Annotated in this window: 18 protein-coding genes and 2 riboswitches; of the genes, 16 read left to right on the top strand and 2 right to left on the bottom strand. The window is 40.3% G+C overall.

Annotated features, from left to right (window positions below; translation table 11 throughout):
• Positions 1-71: 71 nt before the first annotated feature.
• Both QT711_RS03090 and QT711_RS03085 read left to right on the top strand, forming a co-directional pair.
• Positions 72-2,534 (top strand): phage tail tape measure protein, encoded by a 2,463-nt coding sequence (locus QT711_RS03090; protein WP_317942323.1) that lies wholly within the window; start codon positions 72-74, stop codon positions 2,532-2,534.
• The gene (locus QT711_RS03085) at positions 2,531-3,277 is read left to right on the top strand and encodes a phage tail domain-containing protein (protein ID WP_317942047.1); all 747 of its coding nucleotides are present in this window, start codon (positions 2,531-2,533) and stop codon (positions 3,275-3,277) included. The genes QT711_RS03090 and QT711_RS03085 overlap by 4 nt, the downstream gene beginning before the upstream one ends.
• A 43-nt stretch (positions 3,278-3,320) precedes the next feature.
• Here QT711_RS03085 and QT711_RS03080 read toward each other — a convergent pair whose 3' ends face one another.
• Entirely contained in the window at positions 3,321-3,926 is a 606-nt protein-coding gene (locus tag QT711_RS03080; RefSeq protein WP_317942046.1) for a hypothetical protein, read from the bottom strand.
• Positions 3,927-4,331: 405 nt separating this feature from the next.
• Between QT711_RS03080 and QT711_RS03075 the strand changes: the two genes are divergently transcribed.
• The 12 genes from QT711_RS03075 to gcvPB all read left to right on the top strand — a co-directional run bounded on the left by QT711_RS03075 (position 4,332) and on the right by gcvPB (position 13,718).
• Positions 4,332-5,186: a ParM/StbA family protein gene (locus QT711_RS03075; protein ID WP_317942045.1), complete on the top strand. Its 855-nt coding sequence runs from the start codon at positions 4,332-4,334 to the stop codon at positions 5,184-5,186.
• The gene (locus QT711_RS03070) at positions 5,183-5,413 is read left to right on the top strand and encodes a hypothetical protein (RefSeq protein WP_317942044.1); all 231 of its coding nucleotides are present in this window, start codon (positions 5,183-5,185) and stop codon (positions 5,411-5,413) included. The genes QT711_RS03075 and QT711_RS03070 overlap by 4 nt, the downstream gene beginning before the upstream one ends.
• A gap of 116 nt (positions 5,414-5,529) precedes the next feature.
• Positions 5,530-7,224, top strand: coding sequence for a recombinase family protein (locus QT711_RS03065; RefSeq protein WP_317942043.1), 1,695 nt, complete (start codon positions 5,530-5,532; stop codon positions 7,222-7,224).
• 35 nt (positions 7,225-7,259) lie between these two features.
• Positions 7,260-7,436, top strand: coding sequence for a hypothetical protein (locus QT711_RS03060; protein WP_317942042.1), 177 nt, complete (start codon positions 7,260-7,262; stop codon positions 7,434-7,436).
• A complete protein-coding gene (gene comGD, locus QT711_RS03055; protein ID WP_317942322.1) occupies positions 7,414-7,866 on the top strand; it encodes a competence type IV pilus minor pilin ComGD in 453 nt (150 codons plus the stop codon). The genes QT711_RS03060 and comGD overlap by 23 nt, the downstream gene beginning before the upstream one ends.
• Positions 7,856-8,158: a hypothetical protein gene (locus tag QT711_RS03050; RefSeq protein ID WP_317942041.1), complete on the top strand. Its 303-nt coding sequence runs from the start codon at positions 7,856-7,858 to the stop codon at positions 8,156-8,158. The genes comGD and QT711_RS03050 overlap by 11 nt, the downstream gene beginning before the upstream one ends.
• Positions 8,143-8,592 (top strand): competence type IV pilus minor pilin ComGF, encoded by a 450-nt coding sequence (gene comGF / locus QT711_RS03045; protein WP_317942040.1) that lies wholly within the window; start codon positions 8,143-8,145, stop codon positions 8,590-8,592. Before QT711_RS03050 ends, comGF begins: the two co-directional genes overlap by 16 nt.
• Positions 8,573-8,752, top strand: coding sequence for a hypothetical protein (locus tag QT711_RS03040; protein WP_317942039.1), 180 nt, complete (start codon positions 8,573-8,575; stop codon positions 8,750-8,752). Before comGF ends, QT711_RS03040 begins: the two co-directional genes overlap by 20 nt.
• A 4-nt stretch (positions 8,753-8,756) precedes the next feature.
• Positions 8,757-9,269 carry a shikimate kinase gene (locus QT711_RS03035; protein ID WP_317942038.1) on the top strand — a complete coding sequence of 171 codons (513 nt, stop codon included), beginning with the start codon at positions 8,757-8,759 and terminating at the stop codon, positions 9,267-9,269.
• 277 nt (positions 9,270-9,546) lie between these two features.
• Positions 9,547-9,638, top strand: a riboswitch (glycine riboswitch).
• 1 nt (position 9,639) lies between these two features.
• A riboswitch (glycine riboswitch) is annotated at positions 9,640-9,718 on the top strand.
• Between the two features lie 50 nt (positions 9,719-9,768).
• Positions 9,769-10,875, top strand: a complete 1,107-nt coding sequence (gene gcvT / locus QT711_RS03030) for a glycine cleavage system aminomethyltransferase GcvT (protein ID WP_317942037.1) — start codon at positions 9,769-9,771, stop codon at positions 10,873-10,875.
• A gap of 25 nt (positions 10,876-10,900) precedes the next feature.
• Entirely contained in the window at positions 10,901-12,247 is a 1,347-nt protein-coding gene (gene gcvPA, locus QT711_RS03025; RefSeq protein ID WP_317942036.1) for an aminomethyl-transferring glycine dehydrogenase subunit GcvPA, read from the top strand.
• The gene (gene gcvPB / locus QT711_RS03020; RefSeq protein ID WP_317942035.1) at positions 12,240-13,718 is read left to right on the top strand and encodes an aminomethyl-transferring glycine dehydrogenase subunit GcvPB; all 1,479 of its coding nucleotides are present in this window, start codon (positions 12,240-12,242) and stop codon (positions 13,716-13,718) included. The genes gcvPA and gcvPB overlap by 8 nt, the downstream gene beginning before the upstream one ends.
• A 137-nt stretch (positions 13,719-13,855) precedes the next feature.
• On the opposite strand, the gene QT711_RS03015 is transcribed toward gcvPB, so the two are convergent.
• Positions 13,856-14,236, bottom strand: a complete 381-nt coding sequence (locus QT711_RS03015; RefSeq protein ID WP_317942034.1) for a rhodanese-like domain-containing protein — start codon at positions 14,234-14,236, stop codon at positions 13,856-13,858.
• Between the two features lie 107 nt (positions 14,237-14,343).
• On the opposite strand from QT711_RS03015, the gene QT711_RS03010 reads away from it, so the two are divergent.
• Positions 14,344-15,180, top strand: a complete 837-nt coding sequence (locus QT711_RS03010) for a lipoate--protein ligase family protein (protein WP_317942033.1) — start codon at positions 14,344-14,346, stop codon at positions 15,178-15,180.
• Positions 15,181-15,348: 168 nt separating this feature from the next.
• Positions 15,349-17,913, top strand: a complete 2,565-nt coding sequence (locus QT711_RS03005) for a vitamin B12-dependent ribonucleotide reductase (RefSeq protein WP_317942032.1) — start codon at positions 15,349-15,351, stop codon at positions 17,911-17,913.
• The last annotated feature ends 136 nt before the right edge of the window (positions 17,914-18,049 follow it).

Raw genomic sequence — 18,049 nt, 5'->3', positions numbered from 1 at the left:
TTTATAGTCGGTGACTTCCCCTTTTTTTTGTATCTAAATTTGAATATAGAGAGAAGTGATGAAATGTGAGTATGGAAATGATTGCTCGTCTTGGTGCTGATATTAGTGGTTTCACTTCTGAGATGGGCAAAGTTAAACATGAAATGTCAGGACTCCAAGATGGTTTTAAAGATTTAGGAAATAAATTGAGAGGCTTAGATGGGAAGTCTCTCAAGGAGCTAGGTGGCAATATCACAAACGCAGGAAAGAATATGACATTGCTTTCTGCTCCTCTAGCAGCATTAGGATTTGGAGCTATTAAAATTGGCTCAGACTTTGAACAGTCTATGGCAAACGTTTCTGCTATTTCTGGAGCAACTGGTGATGACTTAGCATCATTGGAAGCTAAAGCAAGGGAACTCGGAAGTACCACTAAGTTCAGCGCAAGTGAAGCAAGTGATGCCCTCAGTTACATGGCTATGGCTGGATGGAAGACTGAGGATATGCTTGGTGGAATAGATGGTGTAATGAACCTTGCAGCGGCTTCTGGTGAAGATTTGGCATTGGTTTCCGACATTGTAACGGATGCACTTACAGGGTTTGGAATGTCAGCTTCAGACAGCGGGAAGTTTGCAGATATACTAGCAGCGGCTTCTTCTAATGCTAATACTAATGTTGGAATGTTAGGAGAGTCCTTCAAGTATGTAGCTCCATTAGCTGGTGCAATGGGATATTCAGCAGAAGATACATCTAAGGCACTTTCATTAATGGCGAATGCTGGAATTAAGGGGAGTCAAGCAGGTACATCACTAAAGAGTATGCTCTCTAACTTGGCATCTCCTACTAAAAAAATGCAGAATGCTATGGATGATTTAGGTATCTCACTAACAAACTCTGACGGTTCAATGAAGACATTAGATGAGGTTATGTTAAATCTACGTGACTCATTTGGCGGTTTGGATGAACAACAGCAAGCAGCCTATGCTTCTACTATCTTTGGGAAAGAGGCAATGGCAGGGGCTTTGTCAGTTATTAATGCTTCAGAGGAAGATTACAACAAGCTAAGTGATGCATTAGGCAACTCCTCTGGAAAAGCTGAGGAAATGGCTGATGTAATGGGTGATACCGTTCAAGGTAGAATGTTAGAAATGAAATCAGCATTAGAAGAGGTAGGAATCATCATCTTTGAGTCTCTAAAGCCAGCACTAGAAAAGGTTATTGAATGGGTAACTAAACTAGCTCAATGGTTTCAGAACTTATCGCCAGAAATGCAGACAGCTATTGTTGTCATTGGAGGAATTGTAGCGGCAATTGGTCCCGTTTTAGTCGTTGTCGGAACATTGGTGAGTGCAATTGGTTCTATTATTACAGCCTTTACAGCAGGATCAGCAATCATGACAGCGTTTGGTGCTGTATTAGCAGTATTAACTTCTCCAGTTTCATTAATTATAGGAGCAATCGCAGCCCTCATAGCAATTGGTGTATTACTATGGAAGAATTGGGACACTGTTTCAGAAAAGGCAGTAGAAGTGTTTGATTTCTTGAAAGAAAAAATAAACTCAGCTATGAATTCGGTGAAAGATATCATAGACAATGTAATGGGGTTTGTCGAGTCTATTTTCACATCAGCTATGAAGTTTATTTTTGAATCAGTAGGAATCAACTTTTCAGCCATCGAAGATAAGGTGTCCAATGTAATGGATGGTATTTGGAATATTGTGGATGAAGTGTGGTATGCAATTAAGTCTACATTTAACACTGTTCTAGAAGTGCTAAAAGCTCTTGTGACTGGTGATTTCAAGAAGATGAAGGAATTAATTTCCAACCATCTAAAATTAATCAAAGCAACGGTATCTAATATTTGGGAAGAGATAAAGCTAGTATTTTCCAATTTGATAGGATTGATTGTTACATTTGTAGCAAAAAAGTTCACGGATATTAAGAATTCCATTACCGACAAGATAACGCAGGCTAAGAATTTAGCTTCCTCAATCATAGAAGGGTTGAGAACAGCATTTTCCAATACAATTTCAACCCTCTACAATAAAGTCAAGTCAACATTTGACAATATTAAAGATGCAATATTCAAACCGATTGAGAGGGCTAAGGATTTGGTGAAAGGTGCTGTAGATTCTATCCTAGGATTTTTTAGAGGATTAAAAATCCCTGAGATAAAAATTCCTAAAATTAAACTACCTCACTTCTCAATTCAAGGGAAATTTAGTCTATCTCCTCCGTCAATACCTAAAATCGGTGTTAACTGGTATAAAACAGGAGGAATCATAGAAGGCTCTCGTCAAGGTTCTATAATTGGAGTTGGTGAGCAAGGTGGAACTGAGGCAGTTCTTCCGTTGTCCAACAAGTCGAAAATGAAACCATTCGCTCAGGCTGTTGCCAAAATGATGCCTGACTCAATTAAAAATAGAGAGTCTGAAAGTAGGGGACTTGTTATTCATTTTAACGTGGAAAAAATGGTGGCAAATGAAAAGACCGCAAATGATTTTGCTAAAACACTAGAAAATGAATTGTTCAAGAAAGGATTTGTGCTTAGGTGATTACAGAAACGTCCTTTTCGTACGACGGACTCCACAGCGACAACTTTGGAGTCATTAAGGTCAGAGTAGAAGGTGGATTAGTAACAGACACCTTTCTCTCGACTTCTAATGTTAACTATTCCTTACCAAGAAATAGGCGTAAAGCTAGAATCGAATCTATTGAAAGAGAGCCTTTGGTTATTCCAATGGCTCTTTATTTTGATGAAAATTTAGATGATACCACTATTAGACGAGTGAAGAATTGGCTTTCAAAAGATAACTACAAGAAGCTCATCATCGGGAATAAGGTTTATTACGCTATTTTATCAGATGAGACACCAATAACTCATAATGCTATTTCTAGTGGCTATATTAAATGCAATATGCTAACTAATTCTCCCTACACATTCTCAGAGACGATTGAGATAGAAGGGATATCCAATAGTCTTTCGCCTACTTCCCTGCTACTTAATAACGATGGCGATATGGCAATTACAGTAGATATTGAAATTTCAATGACCGCTGATGGAAACATTGAAATTGAAAATATCACTAATGGAGAAACATTAAGATTAAATGGAAATTTCGCATCTGAAAAAATAATGTTCTTAGGTGATAGCGAAGAGATTCACACTTCAATTCCTTATATGCATAGATACGGAGACCATAATGACACTTTTATTCAGCTTGAAACTGGATCAAACGAGTTAATTTTCAAAGGTGACTTCACCTGCAAAATAACGATGGAATATGTTTATAAGTGAAAATCCCCTCTGCTGTCCAATTTAGGATAACAGAGGGGCTTTTTTATTTTTTCCAATGATTGATAACAAACGTCTCAACTGAGTCTTGTATTTTCTCAGCATTCAATTTTACCTCATCAACTAGATAGGATAGGAACGATCCCCATGATACTTCTTCGCTATAAGGATTATTCTCGTTAATATACTTCAGCACCTTCTTCAATTCCTTCATTCGATTATAGTCTACATGCTTTTGCAGATAGTTTTGAACAAACTCATCAATAAATTCTACATCTCTTACACTAGCATCCAACAAGAGGGCACATGCTCTAGCAATTGAACAATCTAAAGAGTAGGCAAGAACCTTTAATGTTTCATGCATGTTGCCATCTACTCGTGTCGATATTCTTTCAGTTCTTCCTACAGCTATCCTCTTCTTAACTGGAATCCTCTCAATGTCTCCAATATAAAGAGTATTATCCACTCTGACAGTTCGCCTAAAATTTTGTGACAAGTGGCTAATAACTTTCTTTCTCTCTAAGCCATGCTCACAAATTGCTTCCACTACATCTTTAACAGGTTGGTCGGTGATGTAAGATAGCCGATAGATACAATCCTTTAACTCAATCGAGACAGTAGGCTGGACGCTCCATTTTTTATCCGATCGCACCTTCCTACCCCCTACCCCACTCAACATATATCCCTCCGTTTTTGATGATTAGCCCTAAGTCAGTGACGTAGTGACTCTGCTTTATTTTCATTGTATGTAGATTTCGAAAGAGGTATGTATAAAGATTTGTAGAAGTAGAAAGCATGATATAAAAATGAAAGTAGGGATTATAATGAGCAAAAACACGAAGATGACGAAAGAGGAAGCAGCAGAACTAGCTAAAAAAATGATTGATAATGGAAAAAAGTACAATCTACCTTCTAAAAAGCTAACTGGTAAGAAGAAATAATGAATTGATGCATATGTCCTCATCTAACTCCATACGATGTATTACAGCCGTATTATTAGCTTTGACAACAAGAGCAAAATGTAATACGACTGTAATACCAAAGTGGAGGGGAAGCATTGAGTAAGCTCATACTGGGAATTGATGCAGGGAACTATCGTGCTAAGATTGCAGGGGAGTATGGAGTGGATTCTTACAGGACGGCTATATGTGACTGGTTTCAGCGTGACTTTGTTGAGACATTCGGAGAAGATGATATGGAATTCGAAATAGATGGAAGAAAAGGATATGCAGGATCAATAGCAACAGTCGAAGACGTATTCGGCAGTGGTGGAATGTATGGAGATTCTAAAGCGCATGAAGACACCAAAATAAGGATATTGCTTGCCCTATTCAGATACATTAATCAGTACAGCCCGAATACTGATACAGTTAGCATCGTTACGGGTCAACCTATTGTCTCTCATAACACAAATGAGAAACAGAAGATAGTTGGTATGCTCCAAGGTGGTCATGAGTTTACTGTCAATGGCAAGAGTCAGTATGTCTACATTGATGAAGTAGGAGTTGCGGCTGAAGGTAGTGGTGCGTACTGGTGTGTTCCCAATAGCGGAAAGAATAGAGTGCTAGATATTGGTAGCGGAACAGTAAACGCAGCAAGTATTATAGATAGGAAGCATATCAATACAGCTAGTGATACGTTTAACTTTGGTATTGAGACAGTTAATAGAGGGCTTGATTCGGTTGCTAGGGGAGTTGTTAGGGAAACTACACGATTGAATTGGCAACGCTCTGATGAGGTGCTTGTGTGCGGTGGAGTAGCAAAAGAAATACTCCCATTCATTCAACATCACTATGAAAGTGCCAAGATAATTGAACCTTTATTAAAAACTAAGAATGGTGTTCAATTACTTGATCCCACTTATGCGAATGCTGTTGGTTTCTACGAACTAGCAAGGTTGAATTTTTCATGAAGAGCCGAGAAATTTGTCCAGTTAGTTTTAACCTGAAGGATGAGTATGAGCGAGAGCTATTTGAATTTGCTAAGCAACCTGAGAATGGTAGATTTAGCCTGTTCATTAAAAGGTTAATTGCTGAAGAGAGAAGTAGAAGGGAAGCACCAATAATACCACAAGCACCTGTCCAAGTGATGAAGGTGGATCATGAAGATAATAAGCAAGCAGCAAAGGGATTTCTGTAGCCTCCTATAAGGGAGGTTTTTTTGTTGCCATTTAAATAGTAGAAAGTCATTCTATAAGGTACAATAGACTCAAGAAGGTTGTGTAGCGTTTAAAGATAAAAAGGGGGAAATACACAATGAAAGTAGCAGTATATACTCGTGTCTCTACAGATAAGACGCAACAAAATCACTCTTATGAGCTTCAGAAGGAAGTTTATGAGGAGTATTGCAAGCAACGTGGTTATGATTTGATCGAAATGTACGCTGATAAAGGAACAGGAATGCATGTCCGTAATAGAGGGAATTTTGTCCGTATGATGACAGATGCAGGACTTGACTATAAAAAAGTGGAAAACGGCTATGACACCTTTGTTAAATCGAAAAGGAAGCCAAAATTTGAACTGATAATAATTAAAGACGTTAGTAGAATGTCACGAAACATGAATATCGGAATGACTACCGTTGAATATCTCAGAGATAAAGGTGTCTATGTTCTGTTTGAAAATGCAGGATTGAACACAAAAGACGATGACTGGCATATGAGACTCTCCATGCTTTTTACAATGGCACAGAATGAGTCACACTCACTCAGTAGACGTGTAAAGTTTTCACGAAAACACAATAACATTAAAGGAAAATACAATCCTAGTAGATTGAGCTATGGATATGAGCGCAATGAAAAAAATGAAATCGTAGTAAAAGAAGATGAAGCAGAAGTAGTCAAAAGGATATTTGAACTGTACAAAGTGTATGGTGCTTCTGTTATCTCTAAGATGCTGAATGAAGAGGGGAAGAAATCTCAAAATGGTTATGACTTCTCTCCTGATAAAGTGCTAAGGATCATACGCAACAAGTTATATTGTGGAATTGCAGTTGTTAACAAATCGACTCGTGAGAATGTGACTGACACCCACCGAATTATTAAGCCAAAGGATGAATGGATAGAGATACCTAACGCAGTAGAACCAATTATCTCGTTTTCAACTTGGAGTACTGCTAACATTAAAAGGAAAAGCAGAACTAACACCAGTTCAAAAAGAGGAAGAAAACCAGCCATTAACGATGAGTTTCACGGCAAGATTTATTGTGAAGAGTGTGGCAGTAGATTTGTCAGACACCAAGGGAGAAATAATCCCAATAGCCAGCTTAAACTGTCCTACATGTGTCAGAGTCGAAGAAAGAAAGGCACTACTAAATGCTCGACTCGTGGCATTGCGTTTAATGTCCTAAATGACATGTTGGATCAAATTGATGTTACCCATCTTTTCAATAATATTGGGGATTCTATCTACTATCAATTGCTCATGGACAACCTAGGCTACGAAAGTAAGAATATGCAGCGACACATAGATGACTATACGGCAAAAATTGAAGCGTTAGAAAAAGAGAATGAGAAGATTGCTAATGGTTTAATTGAACACTTATCAGGAGGATCACAAGCAACAATAGATATACTGTCAAATAAAATTGAAGCAAACAAGAAAGAGATAGATAAACTTGCTCTTCATCGTTCAAAGTTTAATGTTGAAACAATTGAACATGCAAGAGGTCTTGTGGAAGCTAAGAGACTCCTTATTAAAGAAATCAAAAACAATAAAGTTACTAGAGAGCGAAAATTAAACTTAATCAAAGAGATTCGCATTAGAGACTATGAAGTGACATTTGAGTTTTTCCTTCCATCATATGAGGAGGAAATAGATGTATTTAATTCGCTTTTCCCATCTATTGCAATAGAAGAAGATATTGAATACAGACCATTTTGGAAAACAATTAGACGAGAGCATAAAGAAGCAAGAGAGTATTGGGCTGAAAGAGAATCAATGAATAAATAAAATCATTTGGGTTGCTTTTTTGTCGGACAAGCAAGATGGCACAAGGGCAGTTACAAGCTTATTTGCTTGACCATAAAGATCCTATTAATGATATTTCTGTGCTTGTAACAAATGGTTATTTGCCTGACAATAAATGCCCAGATGGTACAAGTGTTGCAATTGAGGATGGAAAAGTAGTTGCTGCACCAAATGCAGGCAATGGAAACAACTAATGAGAGAGGTTTTACCTTCCTTGAGTTGTTACTCGTCCTTAGCGTGGTAGGTATTGTATCCATGACGATTCTTTATGTTGGTAATCGTTGGTTTACTGAACAAAGTGAAAAGGAAGCTGTAGATGCTTTTATTGCCACCATCCACCATGCACAGGCCTATGCAATCGGTCATGAAACTGCTACTGCAGTAAGATTTAGGAATTCTGGAAAGTCCTATAGTTTATTTACCCCACATACAACGACATATTCGACAACGGATTTTCCTGCTGATATGAAATGGGTGGCAGGGGGGAATAGGATTAGTGCCATAGAATTCCAATCGAACGGACGGATTGCGAAACCTGGAACAATTATTTTGCGGACATCGACGGGAAATATACGGCTAACATTGCAATTGGAACATGGAAGGGTGTTTGTTTATGAGGAATGAAGATGGATATTCGTGGTCGGAATCAATCCTAGCCTTTGTCATCGTGGTAGTAATTTTTGGCACGCTTCTCCCGCTGTACGCAAATATGTCTGCACAGTTAGAGCGTAAAAAGAAAGAGATGCACGCTTCTGAAGCTGCTTATCATGCAGCAATTCTATACCGGGCGTATGGAATGACGCACGGGATCGTGGCGATTGCAGACGTTACGTTTAATTGGCGGGTTACGGAGGATGCAATTTGCGTTTCGTACGTAGATGCTCAAAAGGAATTTTTAAAGTGTTTAGATGGTTAACATTGAGGCAGGAGTCCGGCTATTCACTCATTGAATCGATTTTTCAATTAGTCATATTTTGTATATTTGTTCATTTTATCGTTCTTTTCTTTTTGTGGAAAACGCCTGTAGAGAGTAAGATGGCTGATTACTATGCGACTGAATGGGAGTTGTTTGCCATTGAGTTACAAGAGATGCTAGCAGGAGTTTCAACGTTTAATGTGATGGTCGGTGACCGAGATATTGTATTCAAAACGAATAGAGGAGATATCGAAATCGGTCAGAGGGGAGCTGTCGTTCGGAAGACTCTAAATCAACAAGGGTATGTTCCAATGTATACGAATGTTGCTCAAGTCATCTTTACCCGGCACGGTGAAGAGTTGCATATGGAAGTGACCATGTTGGATGGACGCATACGTGAGAGGAGATTTGCGATTGGACTCCGTCAGGAATGAAAGAGGTACAGTATTGGCTGCTGCGTTGCTATTACTAGTTGCAGTGAGCCTTTTTCTATTTACACTCGTGTCGTGGCATAGTAATATATATAGAACTTTTGATTCGATTGAAATCTATTACGATAAGCAGGCAACAGAGACGATGAAGTTAGGAAGGTAATTCTATGAACAAGGTCTATTTAGTAGGATTCATGGGTAGTGGTAAAAGTGCAATCGGTAAGCGGCTTAGTACGTTGTTAGATATCCCTTTCTATGATATGGATGCAGAAATCGTTACAAGGACCGGAATGACAATCCCGCAAATTTTTGAAACGTATGGTGAACCAAAGTTCAGGGAAATGGAGACAGAATTTCTTCGTCAATTTCCTGATGAATTCTGCATTATCGCGACGGGTGGTGGAGTGGCGATGCGTGCGGAAAACAGGGAAATCATGCGGCAAACTGGATTAGTCTTTTACTTGAATTCAACATTTCGAGATATTTGGCGGCGTGTGTCCACCGATACGAATAGACCGATTGTACAACGGTCTTCTCGCGGAGACTTAGAAGCGCTCTTTCTAAAAAGGAAGCCGCTTTATTTACAAAGTGCTCACATACGAGTAGAAACGACGAATTGGTCTCTCAATGATATTACTCAATATATTGGGTTCCAAGTGTTGAGATTGAAGAATGGCTGAAGCGTGTAGATGGAAGAATGGCTGTTAACAGCCGCATACGTCAGAATGTTTTCTAGTGATCAACCTAACAAAAAAGAGGAAGTTCAATTAGCTCATAAAAATAGGTTCTCCACCTTTATAAACGAACGATAAATATTTTATCTTTAATAATGTTCGTGTTTTAAACATTACTTGAAAAAGGATTGCGCTTACGTTTTTGAAATGTTAAGATATAAGGCGAAAGCATATGTTGTTGTCCGAATCTTAAACATTTTCATTGGAACGTAAATATGGGCGGATGATTGGATGGGGAGAGCACGCATAGGCGTCGCCGAAGGAGCAAGTAACGGAAGTTATGAATCTCTCAGGCAAAAAGACTCATTCAGGACGCATCTCTGGAGAGTGCCGAGAAGATCGGCCACCAACGAGGAAAGCCGTAAGGTCAAACTTTCAGGTACACGGACAGAGGTTCTCTTAGCGATAAGGGGATCTCTGTCTTTTTTTATTCAAATTAAGGAGGATGACGTCTGTGACAGAAACATTGAAACGAACCGCTCTTTTTGATACGTATCAACAATTTGGCGGGAAAACAATTGATTTTGGTGGATGGGAATTGCCTGTTCAATTCTCTAGCATCAAGGCTGAGCACGAGGCTGTAAGAACGAATGCGGGCTTATTTGATGTATCCCATATGGGGGAAGTGTTTGTAGAAGGTGAAGGGGCGCTTCCATTTTTACAAAAGTTAGTGACAAATGATGTTTCAAAATTGAAAGACGGTCAAGCGCAATACACTGCAATGTGCTATCCCGATGGTGGTACAGTTGACGATCTTCTCATTTATAAAAGAAAAGAAAACGACTATTTACTTGTCGTGAACGCTTCGAACATTGAAAAGGACGTTGCATGGATGAATGAACATGTAACAGAAGATGTCACAATTACTGATCGTTCAGATGAATACGGACTCATCGCTATTCAAGGGCCAAAAGCGCAGCAAGTTTTGCAAAAACTCACAAAAGAACCACTTGAAGACATTAAATTTTTCCGTTTTAAAGAAAATGTAGATGTTGCAGGGCACCAAGTCCTCGTTTCACGTACTGGTTATACAGGTGAAGACGGTTTTGAAATCTATGGAAACCATGAAGCGATTGTCGCCTTGTGGTCTACGATTTTAGAAGCAGGTTCTGAAGAAGGAGTCGTACCTGCTGGATTAGGTGCGCGTGACACGCTTCGGTTTGAGGCAGGATTACCGCTTTATGGACAAGAATTGTCAAAGGATATTACACCATTGGAAGCAGGCATCGGCTTTGTGGTGAAGTTGAACAAAGAGGCTGATTTTAACGGAAAAGCTGCACTAGCTGCTCAGAAAGAGAATGGCGTCCCTCGAAAACTGATTGGTCTTGAAATGATTGATAAAGGCATTCCACGGACGGGTTATAAAGTATTCATCGGTGAGCAAGAAGTTGGCGAAGTAACGACTGGTACCCAATCGCCTACCTTGAAGAAGAATATTGGTTTTGCGTTGTTGAACACGGAGCATGCCGCAGAAGGAACAGAAGTCGAAGTGGAGATTCGTAATAAGAGACTAAAGGCAGTTGTAATTTCCACGCCATTTTATAAACGATAATTGATAGTAGAGGAGAAGTGTTGATATGAAGCATCGTTATCTTCCTATGACCGAAACAGATCGGGATGAAATGTTAGCTGCAATTGGTATTGCAACAATTGATGAACTTTTCGAAGATATTCCTGAAAAAGTTCGATTTAAAGGTGAACTAAACATTAAACCTGCAAAATCCGAATCAGCGTTAACGAAAGAGTTAGCACAGATTGCTGCTAAAAACGCAGATGCACGTACATATGCATCTTTTCTAGGGGCTGGTGTATATGATCATTACAAGCCAATCATTGTCGATCATGTCATTTCGCGTTCAGAGTTTTACACAGCGTATACACCTTATCAACCCGAAATTTCACAAGGTGAGTTGCAAGCCATTTTTGAATTCCAAACGATGATTTGTGAATTGACAGGAATGGATTTAGCGAACTCATCCATGTATGACGGAGGAACAGCATTAGCGGAAGCTGGAAATTTGGCAGCAGGTCATACAAAGCGAAAGAAGATTCTCGTTTCTGAAACTGTTCATCCTGAGTCAAGAGATGTCGTGACAGCTTATGCTTCAGGTCAATTCATTGATGTCGTGACGGTTCCTCAAAAGAATGGTGTGACAGACATGGAAAAACTTGCGGAATTAGTCGATGAGGAGACAGCTGCAGTTCTTGTTCAATACCCGAACTTCTTCGGTCAAATCGAGGATCTTCAAACTGTTAGTGCGCTAACACATGAAAAAGGCGCATTGGTCGTCGTTTCATCCAACCCATTAGCATTAGGAGTCCTTACACCACCAGGTAAACTGGGGGCAGATATTACGGTTGGGGATGCGCAACCATTTGGTATTTCAGAGCAATTTGGCGGTCCACATTGTGGATTCTTTGCAACAACGAAAAAATTAATGCGTAAAGTACCTGGTAGATTAGTAGGGGAAACAACTGATGACCAAGGTAGAAGAGGGTATGTATTGACGCTTCAAGCGCGCGAACAACATATTCGTCGTGATAAAGCAACGTCTAATATTTGTTCCAACCAAGCATTGAATGCACTCGCTGCGTCCGTAGCGATGACAGCTCTTGGAAAAGTCGGCGTCAAGGAAATGGCTTATCAAAACATCGCAAAAACCGCTTATGCAAAACAAGCATTTGAACAAGCGGGCTTCACTGTGACATTCAAGGGTGCGCACTTTAATGAGATTGTTGTAGATTTACAACAACCCGTCAAAGAAGTGAATGAAAAATTGCTTGCCAAAGGATTCATTGGCGGATACGATCTCGCGTTAACTTATCCACAACTTGCAAATCATGCACTCATTGCAGTAACTGAGCAACGTACGAAAGAAGAAATCGATGCACTCGTGCAGGAATTGGAGGCTCTTCATGCATAAGGAAAACCAACCGCTTATTTTTGAAATGACAAAAGAAGGTCGTGTAGGCTACAGTTTACCTGCACTTGATGTGCCGGAAATCGATCTTTCCAGTCACTTGCCTAGTGGATTTTTACGTGAAGAAAGTGCTGAACTACCAGAAGTTTCAGAGCTTGATATTATGCGTCACTATACTGCATTGTCAAACCGTAACCATGGTGTAGATACTGGTTTTTATCCATTAGGATCTTGTACGATGAAATACAACCCGAAAATTAACGAAGCGGTAGCTCGTTATGCAGGCTTTGCGCATATCCATCCATTGCAAGATGAATCTACGGTTCAAGGCGCGATGGAAATCATGTATGACCTTCAGGAGCATTTATCAGAAATTACAGGAATGGATGAAGTGACGCTTCAACCAGCTGCAGGTGCTCATGGAGAATGGACAGCACTCATGATGATCCGTGCATTCCATGAAGCAAATGGTGAATTCAACCGTACGAAAGTACTTGTTCCGGATTCTGCGCACGGAACAAATCCTGCTTCTGCAACAGTTGCAGGTTTTGATACTGTTACGGTGAAGTCTAACGAGCTAGGACTCGTCGACATTGAAGATTTGAAATCTAAAGTAGGACCAGATACTGCAGCATTAATGCTTACAAACCCGAATACACTAGGCTTGTTTGAAGAGGAAATTCTTACAATGGCTGAGATTGTACATGGGGTTGGCGGCAAGTTGTATTATGACGGCGCGAACTTAAATGCTGTTATGTCGAAAGCACGTCCAGGAGACATGGGCTTCGATGCGGTGCATTTGAACTTGCATAAGACGTTCACAGGACCGCATGGCGGTGGTGGACCAGGATCAGGTCCAGTTGGTGTCAAGAAAGACTTAGCGGCGTTCTTGCCAAAACCGGTTTTAGTGAAAAAAGAAGATCGTTATACGTTTGAATATGATCGTCCTCAATCTATCGGTCGAGTGAAGCCGTTCTACGGAAACTTCGGTATTTATTTACGTGCGTATACGTATATCCGTTCAATGGGTCCAGATGGTTTGAAAGCCGTTACCGAATATGCTGTGTTAAACGCGAACTATATGATGCGAAGACTGGAGCCTTATTTCGATCTTCCATATACACAACATTGTAAACATGAATTTGTATTATCCGGACGTCGCCAAAAGAAATTGGGTGTACGTACATTGGATATGGCAAAACGCTTGCTCGATTTCGGATTCCATCCACCAACAATTTACTTCCCGCTAAATGTTGAAGAGGGAATGATGATTGAACCAACAGAAACAGAGTCAAAAGAGACGTTGGATTCTTTCATCGATGCAATGATTCAAATTGCTAAAGAAGTTGAAGAGAACCCTGAAATCGTTCAAGAAGCACCTCATACGACGGTCATTAGCCGTCTTGACGAAACAAAGGCGGCGCGTCAACCAGTATTACGATATACGAAAGAACAAGAGCTTGTGAATGTTTAATAAATGAATTGCAAAAGGAGATCCCTCTTCTCGGATCTCCTTTTAGCTGTTCATTCCGATTTTGTTTCTAAGCATAAAATAGTAAAAAAGTTCCTCCTAATTGGAAGAACTTTTTTTTACTTCGTGATTAGAGATGATTACTTGCTTTTTACTTTACCGGTCCACGTACGGAATCCACCTTGCAATTGGTACAAGTGTGCATAATCTTTTTTCTTTAAAAACATTGCAGCACGAGAACTTTTACCGCCGTTTTGATCGTATAGATAGACAGGTTTGTCTGGACGAATCTCTTTAAAACGTTGTCTGAATTGTGAATACGGAATATTGCGTGCTCCTAAAATATGCCCCGATTCGAATTCTTTTGGTTCGCGTACATCGATTAGTTGTGCTTTGCGATACCCTTCAATGAATTGTTCTTGTGTTAAATTTGTAACTGATTTACGCACACGCAACATCGTAATAACGAAATACACTACGATGGCAACGAGAAGTGCAATAAGAATATATAAGCTGCTCACAATCAATTTTCCCCTTTCTATCTATACATTCATTATAAAGAATGAGTAGCACATGTTCAATGAGAATGATAAAATGAAATGCATTGCAGTTAATAGGGGGAAACGTTATGTCAAAAACAGTATGGCATTTCATCAATTCAGGAAAGTGTTCACCGTCTTACAATATGGCGCTTGATGAAGCGTTAATGGAGTGGCATAGCCAAGGCGAAATCGGACCGGTTCTGCGGTTTTATGAGTGGGAGCCTGCAACATTATCGATCGGTTATTTTCAACGTGTTGAAAAGGAAATTGATATGGCAGCCGTAGAGGCACATCAATTAGGGTTTGTACGTCGGCCGACAGGTGGACGGGGTGTATTGCATGAACATGAACTTACTTATAGTGTCATTGTGACGGAAGAATATCCTAACATGCCTGAGACTGTAACTGAAGCCTATCGAGTGATCTCAGGAGGTTTACTGGAAGGATTCCGGAACTTAGGCTTGAACGCTGAATTTTCCGTTCCTGAAACAAAGAAACAAAGTGATGATTTAAAGCGTCCGAAAAGTGCAGTTTGTTTTGATGCACCGAGCTGGTATGAATTAGTCGTCGAAGGAAAAAAGGTGGCTGGAAGTGCTCAAACACGTCAAAAAGGTGTGATTTTGCAACATGGCGCTATTTTACTTAGTTTAGACGAGGAAAAGTTAGTGTCATTGTTTAAATTCGATAGCGAGGAATCGCGTAAACGTATGCTTGAAAGCCTTCCGAACAAAGCGGTTGCCATCGATCGATTGACAGATAAAGAAATCTCTATTGATGCTTGTATTGATGCGTTTTCGAAAGGATTTGAAAAAGCGCTATCTATACAATTACAACCATTGGAGCTGTCGATTGAACAAAAGCAGTTTGTGTATGAAATAGAGAAAAAGAAGTACGCAAACGATGAATGGACATACCGTAAGTGAACCCTATATCTTTTGTTCTATTTTTCATGAATGAAATTGAGTAGGTATGCGATTTGTTAAAATGTGTAAAATACTACAAGTTGAAGCGTGTGTCAATATGTAGTAGATTATTTACTAGTTAACACACTAGATGTGGTGTGTAATATATTCCGTGAAGGAGAATGTAAGATGGTTGTAGTTTCAAGTGGACAAAATCCTGTGTTGGACATTGCGCAATTAAATGAGGATATTGCGGTGTTTCCACAGGTACATCCAATCACGGATGACATGAAGATTGTACATAGTGGTGTATCTCGTCTCGTCATGATTGATCGCTACTCTTTCAAGGACACAGAGAAAAAGACTTTAAAAGCAGGTGACTTTGTCGTTCTGACAGTGAAAGAAGATCCGAAATTTCCTGCACGAGGACTAGGTTTTATCAAATCCATTGACATGGAAAAAGGCACTGCTTCTATCTGGATTGAACCTGAATACCGAACGTCTATCGACAATGTGGATGAGCAAGAAAACGGAGTTATCACTCGACCGCTAGATGTCATTGAGAAACCGTTGGAAGTGTTTTACGAGCAAATCGCTAAAAGAAATGCAACAGGTCTAGCTTCCGTTGAATCGACGGAGGACAAGCGTCAACAATCCTTTGAACTGTTCTACGATCAACTGGCACGCTTGAACTTCATCCCGGCAGGTCGTGTTCTATATGGGGCTGGTTCTGAAACGGAAGTGACATTCTTTAACTGTTACGTGATGCCGTTCGTAGCGGATTCGCGTGAAGGTATTTCAGATCATCGTAAACAAGTGATGGAAATTATGAGTCGTGGCGGTGGAGTCGGTACAAACGGCTCAACACTACGTCCCCGCAACACCCTTGCGAGAGGTGTGAACGGGAAGTCTTCTGGATCTGTTTCTTGGCTAGATGACATTGCAAAATTGACGCATCTAGTGGAACAAGGCGGAAGCCGCCGCGGTGCACAGATGATCATGCTGTCGAACTGGCATCCGGATATTTGTGAATTTATCATTTCGAAAATGCAGAACCCGAGAATTCTCCGTTTTCTATTGGAAAACACAGAAGAGGAATTGATTAAAAAGCTGGCGAATGAAAAATTGAAATTCACACCTCTAACTCCACAAGAGGAAGCGATGTATCAAGGGATTCTGAACTACCGAACGATTCCTGGCATGGGTGGTTTCAATGAAGCAATCATCCGTGATGCAGAAATGAAGTTAAAAGATGGGGGTACGTATTCTGTCCACAACCCTGAATTCTTGACAGGTGCCAACATTTCCGTAACGTTAACAGACGATTTCATGAAAGCTGTAGAAAATGACGAGGCGTATGAGCTTCGTTTTCCGGCGGTTGAAAAGTATACAGCAGAACAAATGAATGTCTATAACGAACAATGGCACAAAGTTGGTGACGTCCGTGAATGGGAGCGTTTAGGACATGAAGTGCGTGTCTACCGTACAATTAAAGCAAGAGCATTATGGGATCTCATCAATATCTGTGCTACGTATTCAGCGGAACCAGGTATCTTCTTTATTGATAATGCGAACAACGAAACGAATGCAAAAGCATACGGGCAGCAAGTTGTTGCAACGAATCCATGCGGCGAGCAGCCGTTAGCACCCTATTCCGTTTGTAACCTTGCAGCAGTGAATCTAGCAGAGTTTGCGGATAAAGAAGCGAAGACTGTAAACTTCGAGAAATTGAAAGAAACAGTAAGCGTCGGTGTACGTATGCAAGATAACGTAATTGATGCAACCCCTTATTTCCTTGAAGAGAATAAAAAGCAAGCACTTGGTGAACGACGTGTAGGACTAGGTGTAATGGGCTTAGCCGACCTGCTGATTTATTGTGAAAAAGAGTACGGTTCACCGGAAGGGAACGAACTCGTTGAACAAGTGTTTGAAACGATCGCTACGACCGCTTATCGGACGTCTATTGAACTCGCTAAAGAGAAAGGGAGCTTCCCATTCTTAATCGGTAAAAATGATGAGGAAACGGCTGCATTGCGTCATGCATTCATCCAAACAGGGTTCATGAAGAAAATGCCGGAAGATATCCGAAATGGCGTTTTGGAACACGGCATTCGAAATTCGCACTTATTAACGGTCGCGCCAACAGGATCGACTGGCACAATGGTAGGTGTCAGTACGGGATTGGAACCGTATTTCTCATTCACGTATTACCGTAGTGGTCGATTAGGGAAGTTCATTGAAGTGAAAGCGGGAATTGTTGAAGAATATTTAACACGCCATCCTGAAGCGGATCCAAATGAGTTGCCAAACTGGTTTGTTTCGTCAATGAGCTTATCTCCTGAAGCGCACGCTGACGTCCAATGCATCATCCAACGTTGGATTGACAGCTCGATTTCTAAAACAGTCAATGCACCACGCGGCTATACAGTCGAACAAGTGGAAAGTGTGTACGAGCGTCTTTACAAAGGTGGAGCAAAGGGCGGTACTGTTTATGTGGACGGAAGCCGTGATTCACAAGTGTTGACGCTAAAAGCTGAAGAGAATGTCATGGACAACAATGAAATGACGGAAGAAGTCATTGAACAACGCAAAGTCGTTCTTGTGAATACTGTTCACGATTTACGTTCTACAAATGTGACAATTGGCTCGGAAGTCGGTAACACATGTCCGGTATGTAGAAAAGGGACAGTAGAAGAAATGGGTGGCTGTAACACGTGCACAAACTGTAACGCACAGTTGAAATGTGGTTTGTAATTTATAGAACACGCAAAAAAGGAAGTGCCATTAGCTAGGCTACTTAAAAACCTCCGTTTTTTATATTTCAAGGCGCTCTGTAATAAAAAGGCACCCTTTCGTTCTTTCTTTGAACGAAAGGGTGCCTTTTTTACTT

It is taken from the genome of Sporosarcina saromensis (genome assembly GCF_033253735.1).
Classification (GTDB): domain Bacteria; phylum Bacillota; class Bacilli; order Bacillales_A; family Planococcaceae; genus Sporosarcina; species Sporosarcina saromensis.
This window is presented reverse-complemented; position numbering and strand designations above follow the sequence as displayed.